At 45.7% G+C, this 25,880-nt stretch carries 19 protein-coding genes; 12 read left to right on the top strand and 7 right to left on the bottom strand.

Features of this window, described 5'->3' with window-relative positions; all coding sequences use genetic code 11:
• The first annotated feature begins 46 nt into the window (after window positions 1–46).
• The gene (locus tag IV64_RS13765) at window positions 47–931 is read left to right on the top strand and encodes a polyphosphate kinase 2 family protein (protein WP_057707955.1); all 885 of its coding nucleotides are present in this window, start codon (window positions 47–49) and stop codon (window positions 929–931) included.
• 122 nt (window positions 932–1,053) lie between these two features.
• Here the strand turns inward: IV64_RS13765 and IV64_RS13760 are convergent, their stop codons facing one another.
• Together IV64_RS13760 and IV64_RS13755 are read right to left on the bottom strand one after the other, a co-directional pair.
• The gene (locus IV64_RS13760) at window positions 1,054–1,275 is read right to left on the bottom strand and encodes a hypothetical protein (protein ID WP_057707953.1); all 222 of its coding nucleotides are present in this window, start codon (window positions 1,273–1,275) and stop codon (window positions 1,054–1,056) included.
• Window positions 1,276–2,015: 740 nt separating this feature from the next.
• Window positions 2,016–2,786: an alpha/beta hydrolase gene (locus IV64_RS13755; protein WP_057707950.1), complete on the bottom strand. Its 771-nt coding sequence runs from the start codon at window positions 2,784–2,786 to the stop codon at window positions 2,016–2,018.
• A 118-nt stretch (window positions 2,787–2,904) separates the two neighbouring features.
• Here IV64_RS13755 and IV64_RS13750 point away from each other — a divergent pair, with 118 nt between their 5' ends.
• A complete protein-coding gene (locus IV64_RS13750) occupies window positions 2,905–3,909 on the top strand; it encodes an NAD(P)/FAD-dependent oxidoreductase (RefSeq protein WP_057707948.1) in 1,005 nt (334 codons plus the stop codon).
• A gap of 122 nt (window positions 3,910–4,031) precedes the next feature.
• On the opposite strand, the gene IV64_RS13745 is transcribed toward IV64_RS13750, so the two are convergent.
• Both IV64_RS13745 and IV64_RS13740 read right to left on the bottom strand, forming a co-directional pair.
• Complete coding sequence (locus IV64_RS13745; protein ID WP_057707946.1) at window positions 4,032–5,825, bottom strand: glycerophosphoryl diester phosphodiesterase membrane domain-containing protein; 1,794 nt, start codon at window positions 5,823–5,825, stop codon at window positions 4,032–4,034.
• Between the two features lie 184 nt (window positions 5,826–6,009).
• Window positions 6,010–8,163, bottom strand: a complete 2,154-nt coding sequence (locus tag IV64_RS13740) for an LTA synthase family protein (protein ID WP_057707944.1) — start codon at window positions 8,161–8,163, stop codon at window positions 6,010–6,012.
• Window positions 8,164–8,340: 177 nt separating this feature from the next.
• Between IV64_RS13740 and IV64_RS13735 the strand changes: the two genes are divergently transcribed.
• Window positions 8,341–8,775 carry a GNAT family N-acetyltransferase gene (locus tag IV64_RS13735; protein ID WP_057707942.1) on the top strand — a complete coding sequence of 145 codons (435 nt, stop codon included), beginning with the start codon at window positions 8,341–8,343 and terminating at the stop codon, window positions 8,773–8,775.
• A gap of 349 nt (window positions 8,776–9,124) precedes the next feature.
• Window positions 9,125–11,062 (top strand): LPXTG cell wall anchor domain-containing protein, encoded by a 1,938-nt coding sequence (locus tag IV64_RS13730; RefSeq protein ID WP_057707941.1) that lies wholly within the window; start codon window positions 9,125–9,127, stop codon window positions 11,060–11,062.
• A gap of 92 nt (window positions 11,063–11,154) precedes the next feature.
• Here IV64_RS13730 and IV64_RS13725 read toward each other — a convergent pair whose 3' ends face one another.
• Complete coding sequence (locus tag IV64_RS13725; RefSeq protein ID WP_057707939.1) at window positions 11,155–13,839, bottom strand: MMPL family transporter; 2,685 nt, start codon at window positions 13,837–13,839, stop codon at window positions 11,155–11,157.
• A 225-nt stretch (window positions 13,840–14,064) separates the two neighbouring features.
• Here IV64_RS13725 and IV64_RS13720 point away from each other — a divergent pair, with 225 nt between their 5' ends.
• Window positions 14,065–14,283: a hypothetical protein gene (locus IV64_RS13720; protein ID WP_057707937.1), complete on the top strand. Its 219-nt coding sequence runs from the start codon at window positions 14,065–14,067 to the stop codon at window positions 14,281–14,283.
• Here the strand turns inward: IV64_RS13720 and IV64_RS13715 are convergent.
• Window positions 14,280–15,230, bottom strand: coding sequence for a linear amide C-N hydrolase (locus IV64_RS13715; RefSeq protein ID WP_057707935.1), 951 nt, complete (start codon window positions 15,228–15,230; stop codon window positions 14,280–14,282). The two genes, IV64_RS13720 and IV64_RS13715, sit on opposite strands and share 4 nt — an antisense overlap.
• A gap of 162 nt (window positions 15,231–15,392) precedes the next feature.
• Between IV64_RS13715 and IV64_RS13710 the strand changes: the two genes are divergently transcribed.
• Together IV64_RS13710 and IV64_RS13705 are read left to right on the top strand one after the other, a co-directional pair.
• Window positions 15,393–16,451 (top strand): aspartate-semialdehyde dehydrogenase, encoded by a 1,059-nt coding sequence (locus tag IV64_RS13710; RefSeq protein ID WP_057707933.1) that lies wholly within the window; start codon window positions 15,393–15,395, stop codon window positions 16,449–16,451.
• Between the two features lie 565 nt (window positions 16,452–17,016).
• Entirely contained in the window at window positions 17,017–17,886 is an 870-nt protein-coding gene (locus tag IV64_RS13705) for an ROK family protein (RefSeq protein WP_057707931.1), read from the top strand.
• A gap of 61 nt (window positions 17,887–17,947) precedes the next feature.
• Here the strand turns inward: IV64_RS13705 and IV64_RS13700 are convergent, their stop codons facing one another.
• Entirely contained in the window at window positions 17,948–18,805 is an 858-nt protein-coding gene (locus tag IV64_RS13700) for a MurR/RpiR family transcriptional regulator (protein ID WP_057707930.1), read from the bottom strand.
• A gap of 242 nt (window positions 18,806–19,047) precedes the next feature.
• On the opposite strand from IV64_RS13700, the gene IV64_RS13695 reads away from it, so the two are divergent.
• The 5 genes from IV64_RS13695 (at window position 19,048) to IV64_RS13675 (ending at window position 25,677) form a co-directional block, all read left to right on the top strand.
• Window positions 19,048–20,460, top strand: coding sequence for an FAD-dependent oxidoreductase (locus IV64_RS13695; protein WP_057707928.1), 1,413 nt, complete (start codon window positions 19,048–19,050; stop codon window positions 20,458–20,460).
• Window positions 20,461–20,477: 17 nt separating this feature from the next.
• A complete protein-coding gene (locus tag IV64_RS13690) occupies window positions 20,478–21,764 on the top strand; it encodes a citrate transporter (RefSeq protein ID WP_057707926.1) in 1,287 nt (428 codons plus the stop codon).
• 15 nt (window positions 21,765–21,779) lie between these two features.
• Window positions 21,780–23,909: a hydantoinase/oxoprolinase family protein gene (locus tag IV64_RS13685; RefSeq protein ID WP_057707924.1), complete on the top strand. Its 2,130-nt coding sequence runs from the start codon at window positions 21,780–21,782 to the stop codon at window positions 23,907–23,909.
• Window positions 23,910–23,930: 21 nt separating this feature from the next.
• Window positions 23,931–24,554 (top strand): hypothetical protein, encoded by a 624-nt coding sequence (locus tag IV64_RS13680; protein ID WP_057707922.1) that lies wholly within the window; start codon window positions 23,931–23,933, stop codon window positions 24,552–24,554.
• A gap of 94 nt (window positions 24,555–24,648) precedes the next feature.
• Complete coding sequence (locus IV64_RS13675) at window positions 24,649–25,677, top strand: aldose epimerase family protein (protein WP_057707920.1); 1,029 nt, start codon at window positions 24,649–24,651, stop codon at window positions 25,675–25,677.
• The last annotated feature ends 203 nt before the right edge of the window (window positions 25,678–25,880 follow it).

The raw sequence follows: 25,880 nt of genomic DNA, 5'->3' as shown, positions 1-25,880 counted from the left end.
ATTGACTACGCCAATGATCAACCGGTGATGAAGGGAAGTTCAGGCAGTGAATTTTGAAAAAGAATATCGGTATACGGGTAAGAAAACGTTAGGGCTAACAAAATTAGCGACGGCGCCAGATGAAAAGTACACGGACGAAAAGGCCATTAAAGCGGAGATTGCGAAAAATATTAAGCAATTAACGGAGTTACAGGGCAAACTATACGCACAAGACCGGCGTGGCGTCTTGATTATTTTTCAAGCCATGGACGCTGCGGGCAAAGATAGTATGATTGCGCATATCATGAGTGGGGTCAATCCTCAGGGCTGCCAAGTCACGTCGTTTAAACAACCAAGTAGTCGCGAACTCGCCCATGATTATTTGTGGCGTATCCACGACCAGGTCCCGAAGCGAGGGATGATTGGCATTTTTAACCGGTCCTATTACGAGGACGTTTTGGTCAGCCGCGTGCACCCGGAGATTATTCTGAACGCCCACATTGGGGATATTCAAAAGCCAGAACAAGTGGACGACGCCTTCTTTGAGCAACGGTTTGAGGATCTAAAATATTTTGAAGAATACTTGCAACGTAATGGGTACCTTGTGTTGAAATTCTTCCTCCACATGTCGAAGGCGGAACAGAAGCAACGGTTTATTCGCCGGATTGAGATTCCAAGTCACAATTGGAAGTTCTCAGCAGCTGATGTCCGGGAACGGAAATACTGGGACGACTACCAACGGGTCTATGAAGATGCAATTACACAAACGGCGTCAAAATCAGTGCCGTGGTACGTGATTCCGTCTGATAGCAAGTGGTACTCGCGTCTCTGCGTTTCAGAAATCATCAATCAGCGGATGGGGGAATTACCATTAGCTTACCCGTCGCTAGACGCTGACGCGCAAGATGTTTTGAAGCGGGCCCTTAATAAACTTGATCATGAAAAGGATTAGCTGCCTTTAACATAGTTAGTTTAGATTCTTAAACAAGCTAGCCAGGTATCAAAAAAAGTTCAGTTAAAGACGTTCTAATTGAAAGAGCGCGTTTAACTGAACTTAAATGGACCTAACATCAGTTAGTGATGTTTAGTCGTCAGAGTCATACTGCGATTGCCACGTAAAACGTGGTGATCGCTTTTTTGCAATACTAGCGTGTGGTGTTGCCGTAAGACGCGTTGCTTTTGATCAGTCTGGGCTAAGTTACTAGCCGCGCGCTGATTATGACGAACGTGTGTGGTCGCTTGCGTTGTTGTCGTAAAACGTTGAAATTGTCGGTTTGAAATGGGCCGTGAAGTCATACTTATCACCATCTTTAAAATGAATTCGCGTCAAAAACAACGGGATTGCCGTTGGGAGTGGCGAACGAGGCTAATCTAACATGGTTAGCGTGGGATGGTTTAGTCGTAATAATCGTTTGTCAGGTAGTCAAACGTGAGGCTATCTGACTGCGCTAAAATTAGTTTTACTATTGTCGTTTCTGTTGGACAATCGGTGGGGATTAGCTACTTGTATAAGCTAGTCCGGTTGCCACTGATGATATGTGGTCGTGGGACCGGGCCTAGCCTGGGGAGCGGTCTAGCCCCTCGCCCGGAACACTTGCAAAAAACGCAATTGCCCCGGACCGTCCGTGGCCTAAGACCGGAAAATCACCGGTTAAGGCCACCTTCACGACTGATATCATCAGTGACAACCTCCGATTATCCAAATCACAATAGTAGGACTGTTTTGAGCGCAGTCGGATAGCCTTGGTGTGCTGTGTCGGCAAAATTGGCAGGTGGTTTTTATCTACCAATTTTGCGGGGCGATTCAAAGACGTGGGCTGTCGGCTTTGAATCGAGGCCGCAGACAGCACTTTGGCTGGGACCGTCCCCCATAGCACACCAGGGCTATCCGACGGAGCGGATAATTTAGGAATGACTATTGTTACTGTTATGGTGATGATAACAATTTTAGAATTTTCAACCTTTAATTAGGGACAAAAAATAACTACGCAAGATCAAGGTGATCTCCGTAGCTATTGATAAAATGATGATTATATTTAAGAATTCGAAGTACCGTATAGAAAAGTTGCTAGTTGAGCATCAACGGTCGGGTTGATATGCAGCATCGAGTGTTCAGTCCGTAGCGGGTTGCCGTGAATGATTTTAGTTTGAATTTCAAAGTGATGGGCGGTCAATAACTTGCTAAAGGCGAGGATGCCATTTAATTGGACTTCGCCGTCACCCGATGTCCGCCAAATTTGGCCGGCGATGTTTAGAATCTTAGTTTGTTGCGGCAAGTGCTTAAGCTGCAGCGCGGCGTTTGGATAGTTGGTCCCAATGGAGACGAAGCGCTGGATGTGTGGTTGAGCTTCCTGATGGTTAGCGGTCAAGTAATCGAAAATGATGTTGCCCCCAGAGGAATGGCCGACCGCGTTGAATTGCTGGACGTGGTAACGCTGATTAAGTAGGTGCATAACGGTCGCCAGTTGCCGCGCTTGGCGTTTGGAATGGTGATTATCGGCAAAAACGACTTGAATGGTCGGGTTGTGCCGTAGTGGCGCGAACTGTTTAACGACGACGTGCCCGTTTTTAGCAACGTGTACCATCAAAGCCCGGGTCATTAAGTGGGTCGCACTCAGTCGGTGAACGAAGCCGTTAGTTGAGAAGGCCTTCGCATAGTCGCCGGCAACGAAGACGGTCGGAATGTTAGTTGATTGGACTTGAACGTGTTTTAGGGGTGTCAAGCGCCACTGCCAATAAGCACCACTCAGAGTGACAACGGCCGCACTGACGATTGCCATACAAGTTATAATTTTAGAGCGTCGCACACGATCACTTTCCTTTCTAAACCCATTATAGTTGAAAATTGGGAAATTGGTTTTGCAAAACCTTAGTGAATCCTCTAAAATTAAGCCAACGAATAAACGATTAGGAAGTAGTGAAAGCATGAGTGCAGAATATGATTTGACCATTATTGGCGGCGGTCCCGTTGGGATGTTTGCAGCCTTTTATGCAGGGATGCGCAATGCGCGGGTCCAGTTATTAGAGAGTCTTCCAACGTTGGGTGGGCAAGTCCAAGCCCTCTACCCGGAAAAAATGATTCACGATGTTGCGGGGTACCCAGCCATTAAGGCGACCGATTTGGTTAGCCAATTGGCGAGCCAAATGAAGCAATTCCCAATTGATGTCGCACTAAGTAGTGCGGTGGTCAATGTGAGTGGCGCCATGGGTGACTTTACGGTCACGACCGTCAACGGGACGGTTTCACATACGAAGGCGATTATTGTTGCGACCGGGAGCGGGGCGTTTGAACCCCGGCGCTTAGCAGTCGATAATGCCGGTGACTTTGAGGGCAGTCAGCTATTTTATCATATTCCTAGTCTGGATAAGTTTAAGGACCAAACGGTGTTAGTTGCCGGTGGTGGTGATTCGGCCATCGACATGGCTTTGATGTTGGAAAAGGTAGCTAAAAAAGTGTACATCATGCACCGGCGCAATCAGTTCCGGGGAATGGAGCACAGCGTCGACCTGTTGAAGGCGTCGTCCGTTGAAATCAAGACCCCATTTTTGATTAAAGCGCTCGCTGAAACACCATCGGGGCAACTTAACTTGAGTATGAAAGAAGTCCGGGGAACCGCAGAGGAAACGTTAGCCGTGGACGATTTGATCGTTAATTATGGGTTTATCGCGGATAATAAGGTGATTCGAAATTGGGACGTTGTGCCAACCATGACGAACCATCTGTTTGATGTCGATACCGAGATGAATACGGATGTTCCCGGAATTACGGCCATTGGGGATACGGTAACCTATCCTGGGAAGTTAGGTTTGATTGCCAGTGGCTTCGGTGAAGCACCGAACGCGGTCAACCAGTTAATGATGCGGCTATATCCAGAACGCCGCAGTCCGTTACACAGCACAACATTATTTGAGAAAAACGCGCACCATTAGATTGAAAAAGGTCCTTATCATCAGTTCGTTGCTGATGATAAGGACCTTTTTTATGAACCTAATCTGGTTGACACTGATAGCATACCAGGGCTTCCCGACGGAGCAAATATTATGAAAAATACCTAGTCATTACTCGTCAGACTGAGCTCGTTCATAAAGGTCAACAGTAACTTCGCGTAACTAGGATTTTCAGTGTTGGTCTTAGCCTCTGTTTGCATTTCATGGAGGTTGTCCGTAATGACCGCAGTGACGCCCATGAACATCATCTGATCCATTTGGTCGGTATCATCAATGTCCCAAGCGTAAACGGCTTTGTGATAACGCTCGGCTTTATCCACGAAGCGATCATTGAGTGTTGTCACTTCCATGGTGTAGCCGTTAGCATCGGTATGTGGGAATGTCAGGTTATACGGCAAAATGTAGCTCACAAATTGTTGCTTGTCTAAGTGTTTCAGGTCGCTCATGACCCGGTAGCTCAACGTGTGAACTTGATCGTGATGGGCGATAAGTGTTTTACCGTAACGGTCAATAAAACGTTGCGTGTCGGCCCTGGTGTAGACCGAACTGGTTTTGATTTCGACCAACAGTTTTTGATGGCGCTGATGAGCAGCCTTTAGATACGCATCAAAGCTTGGAATTTTAGCTGCGTAGCCGTTTTCACGGACGGTAATTTTTTCCAACTGTTTAAGCGTTAATTTTCCAGGTTTCTTTTTAATGCCCGCTAGCGTTTTTAAGTTCGGGTCGTGCATCACGACAAATTGATGGTCCTTCGTGACTTGGACGTCCATTTCAACGTAATCGGGATGCAACTGACTTGTCTTAACGAGTGCTGGAATCGTGTTTTGAACGCCGTTGCCGTCGTCGACACCCCGGTGGGAAATAATGAGTGGCTTGGTAATGGCTAGCCCGTTCAAGTAGATTAGGTTAAAAGCCACCAATAGACCACTAGCAAGGACTAGTCCGACGATGACGCTACTGCGTGTGAAACGTCGCAAACGGGGCGCTTCGTTAAAGTGGAAAGGCCGTTGTCGGAGAATCGTGAAGTCTTGTCGATAGCAGGCAATGATCAGCATCATAAAGATGGCCGTTGTGTAGCAGATGATGATCTCGGTGACGCTCTCCATGATGAACAGGTTAACGGTGGCCGCTGCCATGGCCCAAGCCGTTTTATCCAGTGCCAGTTGGGCAGCGTAGATAGTGGCGTAAAGTAATGAAACGACTAGCGTGACCATAATTAAAATCACGAGCATGTACCAGAGGTAGCGTAGTGTTTTGTGACGCGTTTGGGACCAACTGCGCGCCACAGCTGATTTCCAAGGTAATTGGTCGATAATCATCAGGGGTAACAGTGTAATCAACCGAATTCCGATGTAACCGGCGCCCAGATAGAAGACTGCTAGGCCAACTGCCATCCACGGGTTATCCAGCAGGTAGCTGACAATGAAGGCTGGAATCTGGGCCTTATTTAGCAGTGGGGTCGTGAAGATGAAACTTCCAAATGGCAAAATGACAATAAAGTAGCCGATGAAAAAGAGAAAGGTACTGATCGACGTATCGTGAAGACTAGAAAACGTCTCACGTAAAACGGCGACCACGGTTTGCGGCCGTCCCCGAAAGATGTTCATGATGCCAAGTAGCAGAAAGGCAAATTGCCAGTAAACTAGAATAATAAGAGCAAGTAAAATAATTATCATCCCGACCGCCGCTAACGGGTACCGGATGATAATATGCCCAAGGTTAGTATACGAAACGTACGTGACCCCTTGAGATTTGAGCAGTAGTTCTAGTGCCCAGTTGAAAAACGGAATTGCGAGGTAGCTGATGACTAAGTTCGTGCCAAAAATCAAAGCAACGTAGCTGCCCCAGTTTTTCCAAAAGCGGCGGGTACCATCCCACCAAAAACGCCAAGCGCCCATTGATTGAGCCCCCTTAAATAGATTTATTTATAGTTTAGCATTAACTACGATTGAGCGGGGTTGCGAATTGAGGTGCCAGACCGGGCAGTTCGCTATGTCTGATAATAAAGCAAAAGTCCCGCGCAGAAATTTTAAATTTCTGCGCGGGACTTTCAATCTAAGTGTTGAACTGTTTTTAGACTATTTATTTGGAACTACTGCTAGAAGTAGCTGAAGTATCGTTGTCATCAGGATTGGTGATCTTGATCCGCGTTGAATCAGTCTTCTTATGACTGTCTTCTGGTGCATCCGTGCGGTACAACGACTCAGTCGACTTGTTGCCGTACTTCGAGTAGAGACTAGTGGAACCGTTCTTCAACTTGTTCTGAAGTTCGATTTCTTTTTCAAGGCCGTCAGCGTAGTTGTATTTTGCTGCGTCGACTTTTTTGAAGCCCTTTGGTGTGTAAAAACGTAGCAAGTTCTTATTGTTTAAGGAGTCTGAGAGACTCAGTTCCTTGTTCACCTTTTTCTGATCAGCGTCGACCTGTTTTTGGACTTCTTCCGTCGCGTCGATTTGTTCACCCGTCTCGTTACTATAAATTTTATCATTGAGAACGGTGTACTTAGGTGTAACGAAGTCGCGGTTTCGGAATGCGACCGTTTGATCGTGATCCTTAGAGAATAGGTCGGTCCCAAATTGAATGTAGCGCTTGCTAGAAATTCCTAGCAAATGCAAGATGGTTGGCAAGACGTCAATTTCACCACCGTATGTTGATTCGATTTTACCCCCGGTCGTGCCCGGAATGTTAACCATGAATGGCACCCGCTGTAACTGGGCGTTGTCGTACGAGGTCCAGTCACTCGCTGATTTACCTAAAATGGGCGCTAACGTTTCATTTTCGCTGTTGGAGAGGCCGTAGTGGTCCCCATACAAGACAATCATTGAATTCTTTAACAGACCAGTTTTTTTCAGGTAGTTATAGAATTCGTGCACTGATTGGTCTAAGTAGTGGGCAGTTTGGAAATAGCCGTTGATGGCAGAATCACTAGTATCGGTCGTCTTAAAATCAGTATCTTCTTTATCCATCGTGAATGGGAAGTGGTTGGTGACCGTAATGTACTTAACGTAGAACGGTTGTTGCAGCCGTTCTAAGTACTCAACGGAGTTCTTGAAGAGTAACTTATCCTTCAAACCGTACCCAGTTGATTTGTCACCAGTCGTATCGAAGTAACTGGCGTCGAAGAAGTACTGATAACCCATATTTTTATAAGTGTTATTCCGGTTCCAAAAACTAGCCACGTTCCCGTGGAAAACGGCGGAGGAGTACTTGGCCCGTTGATTCAAGATTGCGGGGGCCGCTTGGAACGTATTGTCTGAGCCCAACTGTGAGAACAGTGACCCAGTCGATAGCCCGTAAGTACTCGTTTCTAGCATGTTTTCGGCATCACTAGTTTTTCCTTGGCCGACTTGGTGGAAAAAGTTCTTAAAGGCGTAAGTCGAATTACTGTGGTAGAGCTTATTCAAGAATGGCGTGACTTCCTTACCATTGATTCTTTTATCAATGAGGAATTGCTGGAAGCTTTCCAAGTGAATCACGATAACGTTTTTGCCCTTAGCGATACCGTACATTTTCGCGTTCGGAGCGGCGTAGTGTGATTCCGTGAATTCTTTGACGGTGTCCAGCTCAGATTTCTTTGCGCTGGCACGTTGGTGGTTGGTTTGCTCATCCTTGATCCCGTCGTAAACGGTGAAGGCATCAAGTCCCAAGTATTTGACAATGTAGTTACGGTCAAAGGTCCGCGTTAATAGCTGGGGACGGTTGGATTCTGCTAAGGTCAGGTTTAACCCGAAACCGGCGATGGCCACCGAAGTGAAGGCAAAAGCGGTTCGCTTAGGAATCGGTCGGTCGTCGTGTTTGATCCGATGAAAGATAAATAGGGCCAGCATAATTAAAATATCAGCCCAATAAATGAAGTCGTACCAATTGGTCAGCGCCAGTGAAGAACCGGTTAAGCCCTGATTAACCTTAGAGTAACCGGTGATGGTACTGACGGTCATAAAGTCGGTAAATTCGCGGTAGTAGATAACGTTGGCATACAGTAAAACGGTATCTAAAGCATCAATCAATAAGAGGATGTAATAGTAGTAACCGGTTTTACGAATGTAAAACGCCAGACTAAAGAGAAACACCGTAATAGCAATTGGATTGACTAGCATCAAGAAGACTTGCAGGATATCCGAAACGCCTAATGAAAATTCAGCTAAATACGCAAAAAGTGTTTTGGCCCAAAATAAAATAACTAGTAGCCAAAAGAAGCCAATCCGCGTATTGAGGTGTTGACGGAGTTTGGTAAGCATGTGTAAAGACCTCATTTGCGAGAAATTTGGATATGACTCAAATAGCAGTCATCAAATCATTTTAACATAAGTCACCACCTCGCAATCGCTAACATCTTTAAGAATGCGTTAAATGGGCAGTTGACGTTGGCACGCAAAACGGTTAAGCTCAATTTCATTAAAAGGTGGTCTAAAGGTATGGAGATTAAGCAAAGCAATCAAACGAGTTCGGCGGTCTACGCGGATGCAATCATGATTCGTAAGGCGGTTTTTATTAAAGAACAGGGCATTGATCCTAACCTAGAGTTAGATACGGTTACGCCCGCAACGTGGCACTACGTTTTATACGATGACCAAGGGCACGCCGTTGCCACAGCCCGGATCACGCCCAATGATGCAACCACGGGACATATTCAACGGGTGGCGACCTTAAAGACCGCGCGGGGACACGGGTATGCGGGTGCTTTGATTAAACGGCTAATCAGTGATGCTCGCACGCAAGGCTATCAGCAGCTTGAACTAGGTGCCCAAGTGACCGCGCAGCAGTTTTATGCGCATTTAGGGTTTCAAGCAGTTGGCCCCATCTTTATGGAAGCTGGTTTGAAGCACCAAGCCATGCAGTATACGTTATAAACGGGGATGCAAGGGTTCACGTTGCGGACCTAATAATAGGAAAAGTCATTCAGAAATTTTCTGAATGACTTTTTTAGTTTGTCCCAAACCCTTGCGATTATCATGGTCGCAACGCGTGTTTGAAGCCCCCTTTGGACCATTTTGGGTGGGTGCTTATTTTTTTTGTTAACGGGCGAATTTGTTTGGAAAACTATCCAAGCAAGCTTATTGGTATACAACTGTGAACGGTTGGGTATATTGTTGACTTTGTTAAAGTAGCGGTGGTGCTAGTCTATAGTTATCATCGTTGCTACGTTAACAAAAGGTCGTTTGGTAAATAGCGGTGAACGAGAGAATGGGGGAGTAAAAGATGCGAGTCAGATTGTTTGCAGTCCTCCTTGGTCTGTTGACAGTTTTTACGACGGTTCTAGCATTGGGACGGGTCGCCAAAGCGGCTGAAATCCCCGCCAATGGGCTAACTGGCAGTAGTGCAGTTGTTACTGACCGCCATGGGACGGTGGTTTCGGATACAGGTTCGCTAAGCAAATGGGAAGATTATACGGTTAAGTATGATTGGTCCATTCGTGACGGCCAACCGATTGCGAGCGGTGACACTGCAACGGTTGAACTGCCAAATGGTGCGATTGCACCGGTTGATCTGAGTTTTCCAATCGTTGACAATAACGGTCAAACGGTCGGGAACTTTGTGATCAAAGCTGGACAGACAACGGGGACGATTACGTTTAATAACGTCTTATCTCAGACTGGAACTAATCGGTCGGGGACGCTAGAATTTTATGCAAAGGGGACGTCGGATTCAGACGTTCACTATGGTTGGATCGTTAACAAGATAGGTTGGATTAGTGGGTATGATAACAACGGGTTACCTTCAAAATTGACGTGGAACGTTGCCTTTAATCCTGAAAACCAAAGTCTTGGTACGGTTGTGGTCAAGGATACGTTGAGTCCCAATCAGACGTTTGTGCCAGGGTCAGTGATTGCTTACACTGGTACTTATAATGACGCGGGAAACTTTGTTCAAAGTGGCACCATTACACCGGAAGTGAGCGTCAATGGTAGCAACCTCACGTTTACTTTTAGCAATGTCACCACTGCGGTCAACATGGTTTACAACAGCAAGTTAAGCAATGTTTCAAGTGGAAGCAGTAACTGGACTAATACGGCCACGATGAATGGCTCAACTGTTAGCGGCAACGTTAGCTACGGTGGCAGTGGTACTGGTAATGGTGATAATGGCAACGATATCGGTGCCGGTGACCCCGTCGGGAAAGTTATTTTTAGTAAACAAGATGCTGAGACCAAGGCTAAGTTAAGTGGTGCTGAGTATGAGTTACAAGATGCGACCGGTGAGGTGATTCAATCCGGATTGACGACTGATGCCAATGGTGAGATCGCTATCAGCGATTTAGTACCTGGTGACTACCAGTTTGTTGAAACGAAAGCGCCAGCTGGTTACGAGCTTGACAGTACGCCAATCAAGTTCACCATCGCGGCACAGGATACCGCAACACCAGTTCAAGTTAGTCAAGGTGATACGAAGACACCGGTGGAACCAGAAACGGGATCGGTCGTACTGAATAAGACCGATGCGACTGATGGCAAGGCTTTAGCCGGTGCAGTGTACGACTTAAAGGACGCGACGGGGACGGTTATCAAAAGCGGCCTCACAACTGATGAGCAAGGACAGTTAACGGTAGATGGTCTGACACCTGGTGACTATCAATTTGTTGAAACGAAAGCGCCAACAAACTACGACTTATCTTCCGCGCCATTACCATTTACGATTACTGCTGGTCAAACGGCGGCGGTGGCTGTTAAAGCAACCGATGAACCGGAAACGAGTGGTGGTGAGGAACCGGGTACACCAGAAGAGCCAGGGAAGCCAGAACCTGGGACGCCTGAAGAACCGGGAACACCGGAAGAACCAGGGAAGCCAGAACCTGGGACCCCTGAAGAACCCGGTGTCACTGAACCAGAAAAACCTGGAACGGGTACGCCTGCTCCTGAAAATCCGGGGACCGAAACGCCAACACCAGGACATCCTAATGTCACGGCGCCAGGGTCTTCGAATCAAGGTAACGGCAGTAATGGTGCAAACGGTGGTAGTTCGTCATCCAATCAACCTGGACAACCCGGAACTGGTACTAAACCAGGCACGGGTTCTTCAATGACGACGCTACCGCAGACTAATGAGCAACCACAACGGTTATATGCAGCTCTAGGCCTAGTTTTGGCAGGAATTCTAGTTGCGTTGGGGTTACATTTCTACCGTCGGCGTTCTAATTAATTTGAAGATTGTTAGTGATGAGTGAACGTTAGATAGCAAAAAAGAATGGGTGACTACGTCTTCGAAACGCAGTCATCCATTCTTTTTATATATTATTTAGCCGTTAAAATATGGTGTTTTATTAACCAATTCTTGAGTCCTTTTGGTGGCCGGACGGTCCAAGTGATTAGACCTGGTAATACGAGTGGTACCACGAGGTTGCTGATGGTGATACCAACTAGTCCCATAACGGCCCACGCGTGTAAGTTGGCGTCAGACATTAACAGTAATGGTAGCAAGTAACTTAGTTCAAAAAGCGTTAGTGGCCAAACGGATTGACCAGACAAGTAGAAGTGGCGAAGTAACTGTGCGTCATCGAAATGTTGAAGCCAGTGTTTACGATGGACGGTCATCAGGGTGAGACTCAACCAATGGAGACTTAATAACCCAACGCCCCAGAGGAAGACACTGCTACTGAGGGGACCGTTGTTAAACCAAGTGGTCATAATCAACTGTGTCCAACCCCAGCTTGCAATGAGTAGCAGGGTTAACCCGGTTGTGAGTAAGGCACTTAACGTAAACGAACTCAGGGTTAACCAGAGACAAATCGCAATGATGGCTAGACTTAGAATGGTCCACGTCAAGCCGTGCTTTGAAATCAGCTGGTGATGAGCAGCTTGTTGACTCGTGACGCCACTGGTGGTGAACGTTGCGTGGCTTAACGTTGTCGCGGATAAACCGTGCTTGACCACTTGTTTAATAGTTTTCATGGTCTTTAAACTCGTTGCGCTAGTTGGCGAAGTGCTCAGTGTAATGGTCAATTGCGTCGTGTGTTGATCGCTGCTGACGTTGGTAAAGAGACTATTTTGGTAGTCGTCGTTGAGATGACCATTAGCTAGCAAATAAAAACTTTGACCAATTTGACTGTTGGACAGTCCGGTAAGGTAAGTACTCGTGACTTTAAGTGAAGCCAGCAGTGTCTGAAGGGACTGCGTCGTTTTCTTTAAAGATTTATTGACTTTGCGAACCTTTTGATTGGCGCGCCCAGCCTGTTCAGCGACCGTATTTTGTTGATCGACCAGCCCGTTAAGTTGGCGAGTCATGCGGCTATTTAAACGATCTAACTTGTTAAATGACCGATTAATGCGACTAGTATGGCTAGGTGTCGATGCCGGTTCTGCCAACTTATCATTCAAGTCGGCAATCTGTTCTAGCAGGTCGTCATTGGTCGTGGCGACGTTATTTAAACGATCGGACAGCTTGTCAACCGACTTTGCATGTTGCTTGGTTTCAGCCTGTTGTAAGGCTTGCTGGTTAGCTGCAATCGTTTTTTGAAGACCGGTAACCGTGACTTGCTTACCAGCTAAGTCGGCGTTGATCAGGGCAATTTGATTTTTAACGTAAAACGGACTGAGGCGATGGCCAGTTGGTTGAGTCACTGAAACGACCCGGGCAACGTTTTTAACCACTTGAAGTTTGGTGGTTAAGGCATCTAGCGCCTGTAAGTTTGTTTGCGTCGTCATGGGTTTCGCGTTGTGAATCGTAACGACGATTGGCTCAGCGGCACCATTGCCAAAATGAGCGGTTAGAATTTGTTGGCCTAGTTCTGCAGAAGAGAGTTGGTCCTGATGAGTTGGCCGTAAATTATCGTCCGCGTATTGGACTTTAGCCATTAATAATCCGGGAACGATTAAAATTGCAGCGGCGAGTAACCCTAGGATGGGTTGCCAGTGACTAAGGCGAGCGAATTGTCCCCATAGGTTTTTGGCACGTGGTCGCCAAGCCCGCGTCCCGGGCCAGTAAATACTTTCGCCAAGTAAGGCAGTAAAAGCGTAGTTGAGAGTCGGGGTCGCTAGGGCAGCTATGACTAGGGTGATGGCTAACGTCCAAGCTGACGCTAGTGATAGCCAACTCGTCTGTCCAAGCACGAGCGCAATAATGGCTAAGGGTAATAGGACAACTAACCAACGTTTATATTGAATCGCCATGGTTGCCAGACTGACCTTATCACCATCGGCAAGGACGTCTTCAGCCCAGTAGTCGCGCATGAAGGACCAAGTCAGTAGGCTGGTGACTAGCAAGCTGACCAGGCTAATTAGTACGACACTTTCGGTTGAAAATGGGAGGTGCCAAGTGGTTTGCGCGTTAGTCACCAGACTCGTTGACGTGATTAAGACGATCACTTGCGTTAACAAATTGATGAGGGGAACCAGTAGTGAGCGGAAAATAAAGCCTAATACTAGTAGCATCACGGCACTACCAATGAGGTAGGCGCTGATGACTTCGCGGACGCGTTGTCTAGTGTGTGCGCGTGCAACCAATTGCGGATTGGTCACGGCCGTATTGAGCCCTGAAACGGTGATGGCATTATTAATCTGTTCAGCAACGATTGGTAAGTTTTCCGCACTCGACTTAACTGCGGCAACGGCAATCTCAGTTGAACCGTCGCTGGCGGTTAGTAACTTCTTATCATTGGTCATCATCTGATTCGTACGTAACTGTTTGATGCCATAATAGTCAGCTTTTAAATTGAGGTTAGAAAGTGTTTTGCTGACTTGGGATTTCTGATAAGCTGTTAGTTTGCCGCCGGGATTATTAAAGACCAGGGTAAGTGATTGAGTGTTCGCTAGACCGTGTCCCCAGCGTATTTGCTGTTTACTAGTCGCTCCCGATTGAGTCGTGCGAACTTCTTGATGGGTTAAAAATGATTCGAGATTTGGTAGAACTGCAATGCTTGCAAACACTGCAATAATCCAGAAAAATAAAAATAAAAATTTAGGCTTTAATAACTTTCGCATTCGTCCTGATTCTCCCACAATATATTTACTATTATTAAGATAATCTTACCATATTGTGCGGGGATTTGAGTGGTTGGTTTGGTGGCCGAGACTAATTCCAGTAATTTAATCCGAATTATGCTATTCTAAAACGCTATTAGGTTTAAACAAACTGAAATAATTACTTACAAAGATTGTTCTCTTGGTTAGACCAATCAACTTACGAATTTAAGGGGATGTACACAAATGGATTATTCTGCACTGATGGGGCCGGATCGTTATGATTTGGCCGTCTCGTTGGCAAGTCAGTACCACATGGATCCGAGTCAGGTTTTATTTGGTTATCTACAGGTCGTTAGTCGGGTCACTGGCGATCAAAAAATGACGAAGGCGGATCTAGAAGATACCCGTGTTCGCCAAACAATTAATACTGAATTTGATCACTTTTTGAAGCAACGACACTAGTTTGCCCGGTAAATGAATGGGACGTGCCAAGTTGTGCTCATGGTTTTCGTCAATGGGATGGTGCGAACTTGAGCTGAATGGCGGGGCATAAAGTGATAGGTCGTTGCTTGCAAATCGATAATACTACGGTAATGAGTGTAATTATGACTGAGTGATTCCCGTTCAGGAACGTAGGGTAGGCTAACTTCCGCTAACCAGGAAAGTAAAGTTGGTTTGACTTGCTCTGGCGTAAGTGTGGCGGTTCCTAAGCGGTGAATCGCTGTGCGAATGAAGCGGTCCGTCGGGAGTGGCCCGGTTGGTAGGGGACGTTGTTGCTTTAACCAATTTTTGGCGGCGCTAACGGTGGTCGCTGAAAACTGGGAGCCAGTGACGCCTAAATAGTGGTTCAGATTCGCTAAATGGCGTGCCAGCACGGGTGTATTGGTTAAAACGCCACTGGGGTTAACTTGTGCGGTCAGTAGTTTGGTAGTTGGTTCAATCACGACGCTGTGGCCACTGCGATCGCAAAGCGACCAGTGGAAGGGATAAACTTGGTCGTCACCACCCCAAAGTTTGGCGACCAAAGTGACGTTGGCAAGGTCAGTTAAGACATCAGTGACGCTAGTATGTTCACCGAGAACCCAGTTAATAAATCCTTGCGGGGTTAAGTTAACGGTCCCTGGTTGTTCATCCGAGTGGTAATGAACGGCGTGTGGCAAGTATAACTCGGCGCAAGCGAGACCGGCTTCGTTGATACCGTCAGCCATTAAGCAGCTAGCAAAATTTTGCGGTAACCGACCACCCCCCAAGATGGCGTAACGGGTTTGACGCGTAAAACTTAACCCGGTGGGCCAAGAATAACCGCGTGGCAAAAAGATCGGTCGCCAAGGCGTCGTGGTGGGGAAGTCCATGGTTCGGGCAAAGTACGGCTGACCGGTAGTATCCGTATAAGTTAGGCTAGTGCACATCGTATTCCCTCACTTTCTTGATTGCCTTTAGTATACGCCGGATGGGTCCAAGTCTATGTTAATTGACATTAGTAATTTATAATTAAATTGACTCATTGTTTTCTAATTTTTAAAATCGTGCTATAATAATGTTTCAATAACTATCAAAGCGAGGTCTTCATAGTGAGTGGATATAACGTCGCGATTGTCGGTGCAACCGGTGCAGTTGGTGCACGGATGATCAAAATGGTGGAACAAACAAGTTTACCAGTCAATTCGGTTAAGCTATTGGCATCAAGTCGTTCAGCAGGGAAACAATTGCAATTCAACGGTCAACCTTTAACTGTTGAAGAAACGGTTCCCGAATCATTTGAAGGAATTGATTTGGCCCTTTTCTCAGCGGGTGGCTCCGTATCGAAAAAGTTTGCCCCAGAAGCTGTTAAACGGGGGGCGGTAGTTGTTGATAATACCAGTGCTTTCCGGATGGATCCGGAAATTCCATTGGTCGTTCCTGAAGTTAACCCAGAAGCATTAAAGGCACACCACGGTATTGTGGCTAACCCGAACTGCTCAACGATCCAAATGGTGGTTGCTCTCGAACCGATCCGCAAGGCCTTTGGGCTGAAACGGGTCATTGTCTCAACTTATCAAGCCGTTAGTGGTGCTGGAAACCGGGCCTTAAAGGAATTGCGTGATGAAACGCAAGCTTACCTTGATGGCAAGGATATGGAAGCCCATATCTTACCAGTCTCTGGCGACAAGAAACACTACCCAATTGCTTTTAACGCGCTACCACAAATCGACGTGTTTGAAGAAGATGGCTACACTCATGAAGAGTGGAAGATGATTCACGAAACCAAAAAGATCATGTTAGATGATATGGATAGTAAAGACATCAAAGTAACCGCTACTTGTGTACGGATTCCCGTTCCTGTAGCGCACTCAGAATCAATTTACTTTGAAGTTGAAGATCCTAAAGCAACGGTCAAAGACATTCAAGATGTTTTGGCAAAAGCTCCGGGCATCGTATTACAAGACGATCCTGATCATCAAATTTATCCACAAGCTCACGATGCTGAAGGTTCCCGCGATACTTTCGTTGGTCGGATTCGTCCAGATCAAGAAACGCCACAAGCCTTCCAGATGTGGGATGTTTCGGACAACATGTTAAAGGGTGCCGCATGGAACTCCGTACAAATTGCTGAAACAATGGAAAAGATGGGCTTATTACACATGCAATAAGCTTAATAGAACCAGCAACTCAATCGATGAGTTGCTGGTTCTTTTAGTTATAAAGCTCAAGGTTGAAAAGTCTAAAGTTGCTATTAACATCGTAATAGTAGTGATAGTTATTTCTAAATTATCCGCTCCGTCGGATAGCCTCGGTGTGCTATGGGGGACGGCCGCAGCCACACTACGGTCTGCGACCTCGATTCAAAGCCGCCAGCCCACGTCTTTGAATCGCCCCGCAAGATTGGCAGATAAAAAACGTCTGCCAATCTTGCCGACACAGCACACCAAGACTATCCGACTGCGCTCAAAACAGATTTACTATTGTGATTTGGATAACCGGACTCACTCACAAGTAGTTAATTTGTATTAGTTTAAATACTGATATAACAATAACCAATTCATAAATTTAACTTTCAACCTCTAGTTATTAAAGATAAAACTTAGTCTGGTTGTCGCTGATATCACAGACTTAACTGCTAAAAGTAAAGTGGCTACTTTTTTCGGGATGACTGGTAATTTCTGAAATGCTATAATGTAATCGCATTCAAACGAAATCAAGAGGAGTTATGAGTAGATGAATAAAAGATTGGGTAGTATTGAAGCTGGCGGAACTAAGTTTGTGGTAGCGGTCGCAGACGAAACGATGCAGACGCAGGAGCGTGCCCGCATTGCGACGACGACGCCTGAAGAAACCTTAGGAAAATGTGTGGCGTTTTTTGAAGCTCACCCTGTCGATGCGTTAGGAATTGGCTCGTTTGGTCCGATTGACATTCGCAAGGATTCAGCAACGTACGGCCACGTCCTTGCTACACCTAAAAAAGGATGGCAGGGCGCAGACATCGTGGGGACGTTAAAAGCGGCCCTGAATGTGCCGATTGCGTTTACCACGGACGTTAACGCGTCAGCTTATGGCGAATATCGGGTCGGTGCCGGTGAAGCTAACCATTCGTTAGTTTACTTCACGATTGGGACTGGAATTGGTGGCGGTGCCATTCAGGATGGCCATTTTATTGGCGGTCGGGCCCACGCGGAAATGGGGCATACGATGGTCGTGCCGCATCCCGATGATCACTTTGAAGGGGCTTGCCCGTTCCATGGTAACCGGTGCTTTGAAGGAATGGCCGCTGGTCCAGCAATTGAGAAAAGAACTGGTCAACGTGGTGAAGATTTGTCACGGGATAACGTCGTGTTTGACTACGTCAGCTACTACGCTGCGCAGTTGGCCTTCAACACTTACTTGAATTTAGCACCCGAAAAGATTGTGTTCGGGGGTTCCGTGTTAAGCGATGCTGAAATGCCTAAGATTCGCAAATACGTGGAACAGTTGAACAATAACTACGTTGCGTTACCGGACTTAGATGAACTGATTGTGCGGTCACAAGTGCCAAATAACGGCTCGGCTACGGTCGGGGACTATGCCATGGCGGCAGATTTACTGAAATAAATTAAACCTAAAACAGGGAACGAAAGTCATGAAAATGATGACTTTCGTTCCCTGTTTTAGGTTAATAGCGTTCAAACAAGCCGCTATTGGCACTTTGAAATGAATTAATGATGGTGTCGCTATTCAGCTTGCGTTGTTTTAAATTCTTGTCATTGGAGATTAGTTCAGCGATTAGAATATCAGTTACGAAGGAAAACATCAGTGAGTTAGAAAAGATGAGTGGATTATGCGCCAACATATGATCGGGAACGATGAGTTTTACGTCGACGGAGTCATTGACTTCGGTACTATCGTTACCGGAAATCAATACAACGTTTGCGTTGTGCTCCTTAGCAGTCGTAATAAATGAAATCACGTCACGACTGGCCACTGATGGCACGATTGCGATGACAACGGAGTTTTTATCCATGTTAGCCATACCAAGTTGGACTTCAAGCATCTCCGTATAAACTCTGACGTTCATACCTAATTGACGTAGTTTAAATGAAAATTCCTGCGCCACAAAAGACGTGGTGTAGAGCGCAATCACGTGGACCACGGTGGCGGTTTTGATGAGCTTAGTTGCTTTTTGAATGGTGTTCATTTCTAACATAGCAGAGGTGTTCATAATCATTGAACGGTAGTCGCTCGACATCTCTTCAATCGTGTTGCTTTCATGAGTTGCGGATTGCGTGGTTTGTTCACGTTGAAAGTTACTTTGTGCTAAAGCGACTTTAAAGCTATTAAATCCCTTATAACCGATTTTCTTACAAAAACGATTAATACTTGCTTCGGATGTATTGATTTTTTTAGCTAATTCCGTAATGGTACTCGTAATAACGGACTCGGGTTCACGTGTCACAAACTGCGCAATGTCGTTCTCGCTGACAGTGAAACTCGATTGCAACGACAAGATTTTCATAATTACTGCAGATTGCATCGTATTCATTCCCTTAATTTGTTGATGAAGTATTTTAAATTCCCTTTATACCGGCGTTTATCTTACATATTGTACTCCTAAACAGGGGCAATCTCAATCGAGGATGTTTGTAAAAAATTCTCAAAAAATCAGAAACTGTCAGAAAAACTAAAAAAAATATTCAAAAACGTTGACATAAATTGAAAGTGTTGTATATTAAGACTGTGAAAGCGCTAACACAATCAAACTTTGGAGGCTCAGCGATGCTTAAGATTAATAAAGAAGAAAGCCACTATAACGTTGTTGTTATGGGTGGTGGTGTGTCCGGCGTCTGTGCAGCAATTGCCGCTGCACGCAATGGTGCGAAAGTATTAATTATTGATCAGCACGGCTACTTTGGCGGGTCATTGACTGCCATGGGAGTTGGTCCCATGATGACGTTTTTTGCGGGTGAAAAGCAGGTAATCAAAGGTATTGGTCAAGAAATCGTTGATCGGTTGGTTGCAGGACATTATTCACCGGGACATGTGCTAGATTCAACAAACTATATCTCTTACGTCACACCGTTTGATGCTGAAGGTTTGAAATACGTTTTGGATCAGATGGTAACTGAGGCTGGATGTGACGTTTTATTTCACTCGTATTTAACAGGTTCGGAGCAGCAAGATAAGCAAATTACTAAACTGTACGTGACAAATAAAGATGGCGTATCAGCGATTACTGCGGATGTGTTCATTGATGCAACTGGGGATGCCGATTTGGCTACCATGAGCGGTGTCCCATTCCAATACGGTCGGGAGAGTGACCACGCAGCCCAACCATTAACGATGAATTTGAAAATATATGGGGTCGATACCGAGCAACTCCGGGCGACGGTGCTAAAAGATCCCGCGCGCTTTCCACGGCTTAACCGTGACTTGAATGTCATGAAACACGTGCACAATTTGTCCTTTATTGGGTTCAACGATGAATTCAAAAAGGCCAAAGCCAACGGTGAGATTTCAATTCCGCGTGAAGACATTCTTTTCTTTGAAACGAATAACCCTGGTGAATTTATTCTGAATACAACCCGGATTATTAATGAAAATGGGGTTGATGCTAAGAGCTTAACGCACGCAGAAATGGTTGGCCGAAAACAGTGTCAGGAATTATATCAATTTTTAGTCCATCATATTCCGGGCTTCCAAAATGCTAAAATTGCTTACTCTGGACCAAGTGTGGGAATTCGGGGCTCGCGGCAAATTAAAGGACGCTACGTTTTAACCGGGGATGACGTTCTTCAAAGTAAGAAGTTTGCGTCGACGATTGCCCATAATGGTTATCCGATTGATATTCATAATCCTAAAGGGGAAGGAACCTCATCGGTACATGCCAAGACGGCCAGTGAGATGACTAGCCAGACTTTTGATCGTAAGGTCATGGACAGTTACTACCAGATTCCCTATGAAATTATGGTGACGAATGAATTTAACAACTTATTAGTGACGGGACGGTGTGTTTCCGCAAGTTTTGAAGCCCAAGCAGCGATTCGGACCACACCAACGATGACGGCGTTAGGTCAAGCCTGTGGAACTGCGGCTGCTCAAGCTGTTAAACACGGTCAATCTGTTCAGGCAATTGATACGGAAGCGTTACAAACAACGTTAATTGCACAAGGCAGTTATATCGAAAAATAAATTTTTTGGAGGGTACTATGGAAACTGTACAAGTTATCGGCATTCTTGCCGTGTTTGCCATCATGGTTGCGTTGATGATGGCCAGAAAATTACCGACTTTGCTAGCCCTGCCAATCATGGCGATTATTATGGCACTGATTGCTGGGGTCCCAGTTATTTCAGGTGATGAGAAGGTATATACCATTGCCAAAGATGTGTTGGAACTCGGATCAATGCGAATGTCCACGGCTATTTCGGGATTGATCTTCGGGTCAATTTTTGGGAAAGTCTTGAGCAAAATTGGTGTTACGGAAGCGATTATCAAAAAAGCCGCAGAATTGGCTGGTGATCGGACATTAGCAATTTCACTAGGGTTTCTTGCAGTTTGTTCCATTATCTTTGCCGCAAGTAATGGTTTAGGGATGGTCATCTTAGTTGGGACCATTATTATTCCAATTATGATTTCAGCCGGATTAACCCCCACGCTTGCAGGGATTATCTTATTACTAGCAAATGGGATTGGGGTTACTTTCTCAGTTTCAACTTTAGCCGTTTATATTGATGTTTTGAAATTACCACTCGCAACGGTTACTAAATGGTCTTGGATTTGTGGGATTCCACTCATTATCGTTGCTATCTTAATGATTGTTTTCTTCGTCAAATTTTCCGGCAAAAAACGTCGTGCCTGGGCAATGCCCAACGGCAACATGGGCGGTGGCTCAAAGCAAGTTCGTTCGATTGCTTTAATTGCACCAATTGTTCCGGTTGTTCTCGTGTTTGCATTTAAGATGCCATTAGTTATTTCTATTATTATCGGGATTATTGCAGCGTTAATTTTAAGCACACCGAAAAAGCCAGTGCACGTGGTCAGCAGCGCTGCCGTAGAAGGGATTCAAGATGTTGCGGGTGCGATTGGTTTGATGATGGGAATTGGGATGTTACTCAACAGTGTTATGGCACCTCAAGTTGCAGCAATCTTGAAACCAGCCATTCAATTAATCGTGCCACAAAACCAATTGATGTTTATCCTGATTTTTGGATTATTATCACCGTTAGCGATTTATCGTGGCCCGTTAAACGTTTGGGGATTAGGTTCAGGAATCTTAACGTTATTAGTCGCTGGTGGAATGAACCCAGTTGCCGCAATGGTTGCCTTACGGTTAGATAGTAACGTCCAAGCGGTTTGTGACCCAACTAACTCACAAAACGTCTGGGTTGCTGATTTTACCAAGACGGATGTTAATGATATTTTGAAGAAAACGTTGTTCTGGTTAGCAGCCTCAACCTTTGTTGGACTGATTGTTGCGTCATTTATGCTTTATTAGTAAAGGGTGATCTTGATGGGTAGAAAAGTTAGAATTGGAATTGATGTTGGTGGGACGTTTACGGATGCCGTTGCCATTGACGACGAAACTTATGAAATCGTTAACAAAATTAAAATTCCGACGACGCACGAAGAAGGCGTGGCCGTTGGGATTGTCCGAATTATTAAGGAACTACTAGCAAAAGGGCACATTGCGCCTGAAGACGTTGTTTTTATTGCTCATGGCACGACCCAAGCCACCAACGCGTTACTCGAAGGAGACGTTGCAAGTGTCGGTATCATTGGCATGGGAACCGGGTTAGATGGTAAAGGTGCTCAAAAAGAAACCAAGGTGCCACCAATCGAATTAGCACCTAAAAAGTTTCTCAAAACGGAAAGCCGGTTTCTTGATTCTGGTAAGTTGACCGAACAGCTTGTTTCGGACACGATTGATGATTTAAAGAAGGACAACTGTGAAGTTATGGTGGCCAGTGAAGCGTACAGCGTTGATGACCCAACTAATGAATTAGCGGTGATCGATGTTGCCCAGAAAAAGGGCCTGTACGCCACTGGTGGACATGAAATCTCAGAATTATATGGGCTGAAAATGCGGACAAGGACGGCGGTCATCAATGCGTCGTTAATTCCTAAGATGATGCAAACTGCTAACATGACGGAACAAGCGGTCATTGATACGAATATTAAAAGTAATTTGATGATCATGCGCTGCGATGGCGGTGTCATGAGTATCAATGAAGTTCGTAAACGGCCAATCTTGACGATGCTTTCAGGACTAGCAGCGGGAGTTGCCGGTGCCCTGATGTACGAAAAAGTGAGTGATGGGATCTTCTTCGAAGTCGGTGGGACCAGTGTGGACATTTCTGTTATTAAAAATGGGAAAGTCATGATCAAATACGCACAGGTTGGTGGACATAAGACTTACCTACGTTCACTGGATGTGCGGACGCTAGGTGTTGCCGGTGGTAGTATGGTTCGAATTACCGATGGCAAAATCGTAGACGTTGGTCCGCGGAGTGCGCACATTGCAAACTTAGATTATGAATGCTTTACACCGGCAGATCAGTTTAGTCATCCGACGGTGGAATACGTTTCACCACGTCCAAGTGACCCGGCGGAATACGCCGTTGTTAAAACGGATGAGGGAGTGTATTCGTACACCCTTGCTGGCGCGGCTAACTTATTAGGCTACGTGCCGGATGACGATTACGCGCACGGTATTGATGAGAGTAATGCGATTGCTTGGGAGGCGTTAGGTCAGCATTTAGGTATCACGGGCAAGGAAGCGGCTCGCCAAGTCGTTGACAGGGCCATTGCGAAGCTATCACCAACCATTCAAGATTTGATTGCGGATTACGATCTTGATCCGCACATGGTTACCTTTATTGGTGGCGGCGGAAGTGCTTCAATCGTAACGCCACCATTAGCGGAAGCGTTTAAAAATAAGTTTAAAATCGCAAAAAATGCGCCATATATCTCAACGATTGGGGTCGCTTTAGCAATGGTGCGTGAACAGATCGAACGGTCATTGACTAACCCAACTGACCAGGATATTAAGCAAATTCGGGCGGACGTTATCGAAAAGATTACTCAATCTGGTGCCAATGAAGATACCGTTGATGTGAACATTGAAATTGATGCACAGCACAACGTTGTGCGGGCGGTAGCAACTGGTGCAACTGAACTGCGGCAAAAGAATTTCAGTGAAGCGGCTTTGGATGAACAACAGTACCGCGAATTAGCGGCTAATGCGCTTGGCGCCGATATCAACAGTGTTGGTTTAGATAGTGAAACGGGGCGTTGGAAACTGCTAAACGCGACGACCGTTAGTGGCATGTTGTTCTTTAAGCGTAAGAAGACCGACAGTTGTGTCATTGACCGTGAAGGTGTGATTCGTTTTAAACAGAAGAACACGTTTACGTTGCATTGTAAGAAGAACGAAGTCGATGATGCGCTAGTGCCATTTATTGACGATCACACGACGTATTCGGATGCCAATGCGACTATCCCCAAGGTCTTCTTATTCTACAAAGAAAAGATGCTAGACTTGACGGGGATGCAAACGATTGAACAATTAATGTCAATTGTCGACGTGGAACTAGAAATGGTGAAGGATGACGACCACCTCATCGCCGTTGCTTATAAGTAACCTAACTTTAGGAGGAAACTAATGGCATATTCAGATGAATTTTTAGGATATTTAGAGCTCAAACAGGATCTGCTGTTCAATAAGATTCCCCCTGAAGCACGAAAGAGTTACATTACTCAGGCGCTGGAAATTGGTCAGGAAGCAGCTTCACAAGTATCGACCGCCTCAATTACGCGTTTATACGAGCAGGCGAGTATTAAAATCGTTAAGGTCGAAAAATCGGGTCAGCTCTTTAAAACTAAACTACGAGCACAATATGAAGAAGGGCCTAACCATACGGCAAAAGTGACTTATTACAAAGAATCAATTGAAAATTTGGCGCGTTCAGGTGGGTTATCTTATGATCAAGCGTTGAAGATTCACTTAGCACATGAATTTTTCCACTATTGGGAAATGGAAAAAGCCACGCCCGTTAATGAACAGCTTGCCAAGGTCAAGTTAACGAAAGTATTTGGTTGGCAACGCTACGGCACGATCTTACGGACAAGTGAGATTGCGGCCAATGCGTTTACCAAAGCTTTTCTAAAGTTACCTTTTCTACCCAATTTGTATGACTATCAGTACTTGATGACGACAAAGGAGTTACCAGCAGATTGGTTGACGCAGGCACACGCGGCTTACCAAGATGAAGTGGGCGAGAATTAAGCCGGTAATCAAGTGAATTCAGAAACCAGTTGCCGATGACGTGATTGGTTTCTTTTTTTTAAAATCACTAAGACGTTATAAGGGGCGATGAAAGTTGAAGACGGAGCAAAAGATTGTGGAAGTCGTTGATGGTGAGACAGTCACGCAGTATACGTTAACGAATGACGCCAAGACTGAAATTACAATTCTAAGTTATGGTGGGATTTGGCAATCATTTAACGTTTATGAAAAGGGACAAAAAGTTCCGTTGATTTGGGGACTAGATTCGATTGCAGATTATCAGCGCGTGGGTTATTGTGTCGGACAGTCAATTGGCCGCGTGGCAGGGAGACTCAGTGGTGCAAAATTCAAAATTGATCAGAAAACTTATCATGTCGATATGAACCGAACGGGCTTTTCCATTCATGGTGGAGCGCACGGGTTTAACACCCTTAATTTTGATGGTGCGCTTGAGCAAGAAAACGAGACGGTGAGTGTGACCTTGTCCAAACACATTTTGAGTACGACTGACCAGTACCCCGGTAACCTGGATGTTGTGATTAAGTTCAGTTTGGATAACCGTAATCGGGTCACGATTCAATTTACGGGAAAGACCGATGCGCCCACGTTATTCAACCCAACGAGTCACGTTTATTGGAATACGACAATTGATCGGTGCACATTGGCTCAGCAGTCACTTCAAGTTAATAGTCAACAACGGTTGGTCTGTGACGAACAAAAGGTCCCCACGGGTGAAATGATTGCCGTTAAGGGAACGGCCTTTGATTTTAACCGTCCACGGTTGTTGAAAGTGGCCGTAGACGATGTGGTCAATATGACGGCTAAAAAGGAAATCGACGAGACGTTTGTCGTTCGGCCAGATGAGCGGCAACCCATTGCTATCTTGGGGGATGCAAACGGTAATCACCAAGTTAAAGTGTTTTCAAACCGGAACGGCTTAGTAATTTTTACCGCCAATCCGTTCGATAGCGCGGCGGAGCAGCGGGGTGACTATAACGCAGTTGCGGTTGAAGCACAGACCCTTCCAGATGCCATCAACCATACTGGGTTTGGTAACATCGTCTTGCGTCCGGGGCAACCACGAACGGACCGGATTGCTTTCCAATATCAGCCGTTCAATTAAATGAATTTTGACGGCATGTAAGCGACATGTTTACCGATTTTTATGACTTTTAACTTTTAGTTATTTAACTAAAGGTTGAAAAGTCTAAAATTGCTATTAACACCGTAACAGTTGCGATAGTTATTCCTAAGTATTCGCTTTGTCGGGCAACCCTGGTGTGCTATGGGGGGACGGTGCCTGCCAAAGTACGGTCTGGCACCGCG

It is taken from the genome of Lactiplantibacillus xiangfangensis, assembly GCF_001438845.1.
Lineage (GTDB): Bacteria > Bacillota > Bacilli > Lactobacillales > Lactobacillaceae > Lactiplantibacillus > Lactiplantibacillus xiangfangensis.
This window is presented reverse-complemented; position numbering and strand designations above follow the sequence as displayed.

Coding starts and splice junctions, on each gene's coding strand:
- IV64_RS13705 (WP_057707931.1), top strand. CDS start 17,017: ATGAATAAAAGATTGGGTAGTATTGAAGCTGGCGGAACTAAGTTTGTG.
- IV64_RS13740 (WP_057707944.1), bottom strand. CDS start 8,163: ATGCTTACCAAACTCCGTCAACACCTCAATACGCGGATTGGCTTCTTT.
- IV64_RS13720 (WP_057707937.1), top strand. CDS start 14,065: ATGGATTATTCTGCACTGATGGGGCCGGATCGTTATGATTTGGCCGTC.
- IV64_RS13700 (WP_057707930.1), bottom strand. CDS start 18,805: ATGCAATCTGCAGTAATTATGAAAATCTTGTCGTTGCAATCGAGTTTC.
- IV64_RS13690 (WP_057707926.1), top strand. CDS start 20,478: ATGGAAACTGTACAAGTTATCGGCATTCTTGCCGTGTTTGCCATCATG.
- IV64_RS13680 (WP_057707922.1), top strand. CDS start 23,931: ATGGCATATTCAGATGAATTTTTAGGATATTTAGAGCTCAAACAGGAT.
- IV64_RS13735 (WP_057707942.1), top strand. CDS start 8,341: ATGGAGATTAAGCAAAGCAATCAAACGAGTTCGGCGGTCTACGCGGAT.
- IV64_RS13725 (WP_057707939.1), bottom strand. CDS start 13,839: ATGCGAAAGTTATTAAAGCCTAAATTTTTATTTTTATTTTTCTGGATT.
- IV64_RS13760 (WP_057707953.1), bottom strand. CDS start 1,275: ATGACTTCACGGCCCATTTCAAACCGACAATTTCAACGTTTTACGACA.
- IV64_RS13745 (WP_057707946.1), bottom strand. CDS start 5,825: ATGGGCGCTTGGCGTTTTTGGTGGGATGGTACCCGCCGCTTTTGGAAA.
- IV64_RS13715 (WP_057707935.1), bottom strand. CDS start 15,230: ATGTGCACTAGCCTAACTTATACGGATACTACCGGTCAGCCGTACTTT.
- IV64_RS13695 (WP_057707928.1), top strand. CDS start 19,048: ATGCTTAAGATTAATAAAGAAGAAAGCCACTATAACGTTGTTGTTATG.
- IV64_RS13750 (WP_057707948.1), top strand. CDS start 2,905: ATGAGTGCAGAATATGATTTGACCATTATTGGCGGCGGTCCCGTTGGG.
- IV64_RS13730 (WP_057707941.1), top strand. CDS start 9,125: ATGCGAGTCAGATTGTTTGCAGTCCTCCTTGGTCTGTTGACAGTTTTT.
- IV64_RS13685 (WP_057707924.1), top strand. CDS start 21,780: ATGGGTAGAAAAGTTAGAATTGGAATTGATGTTGGTGGGACGTTTACG.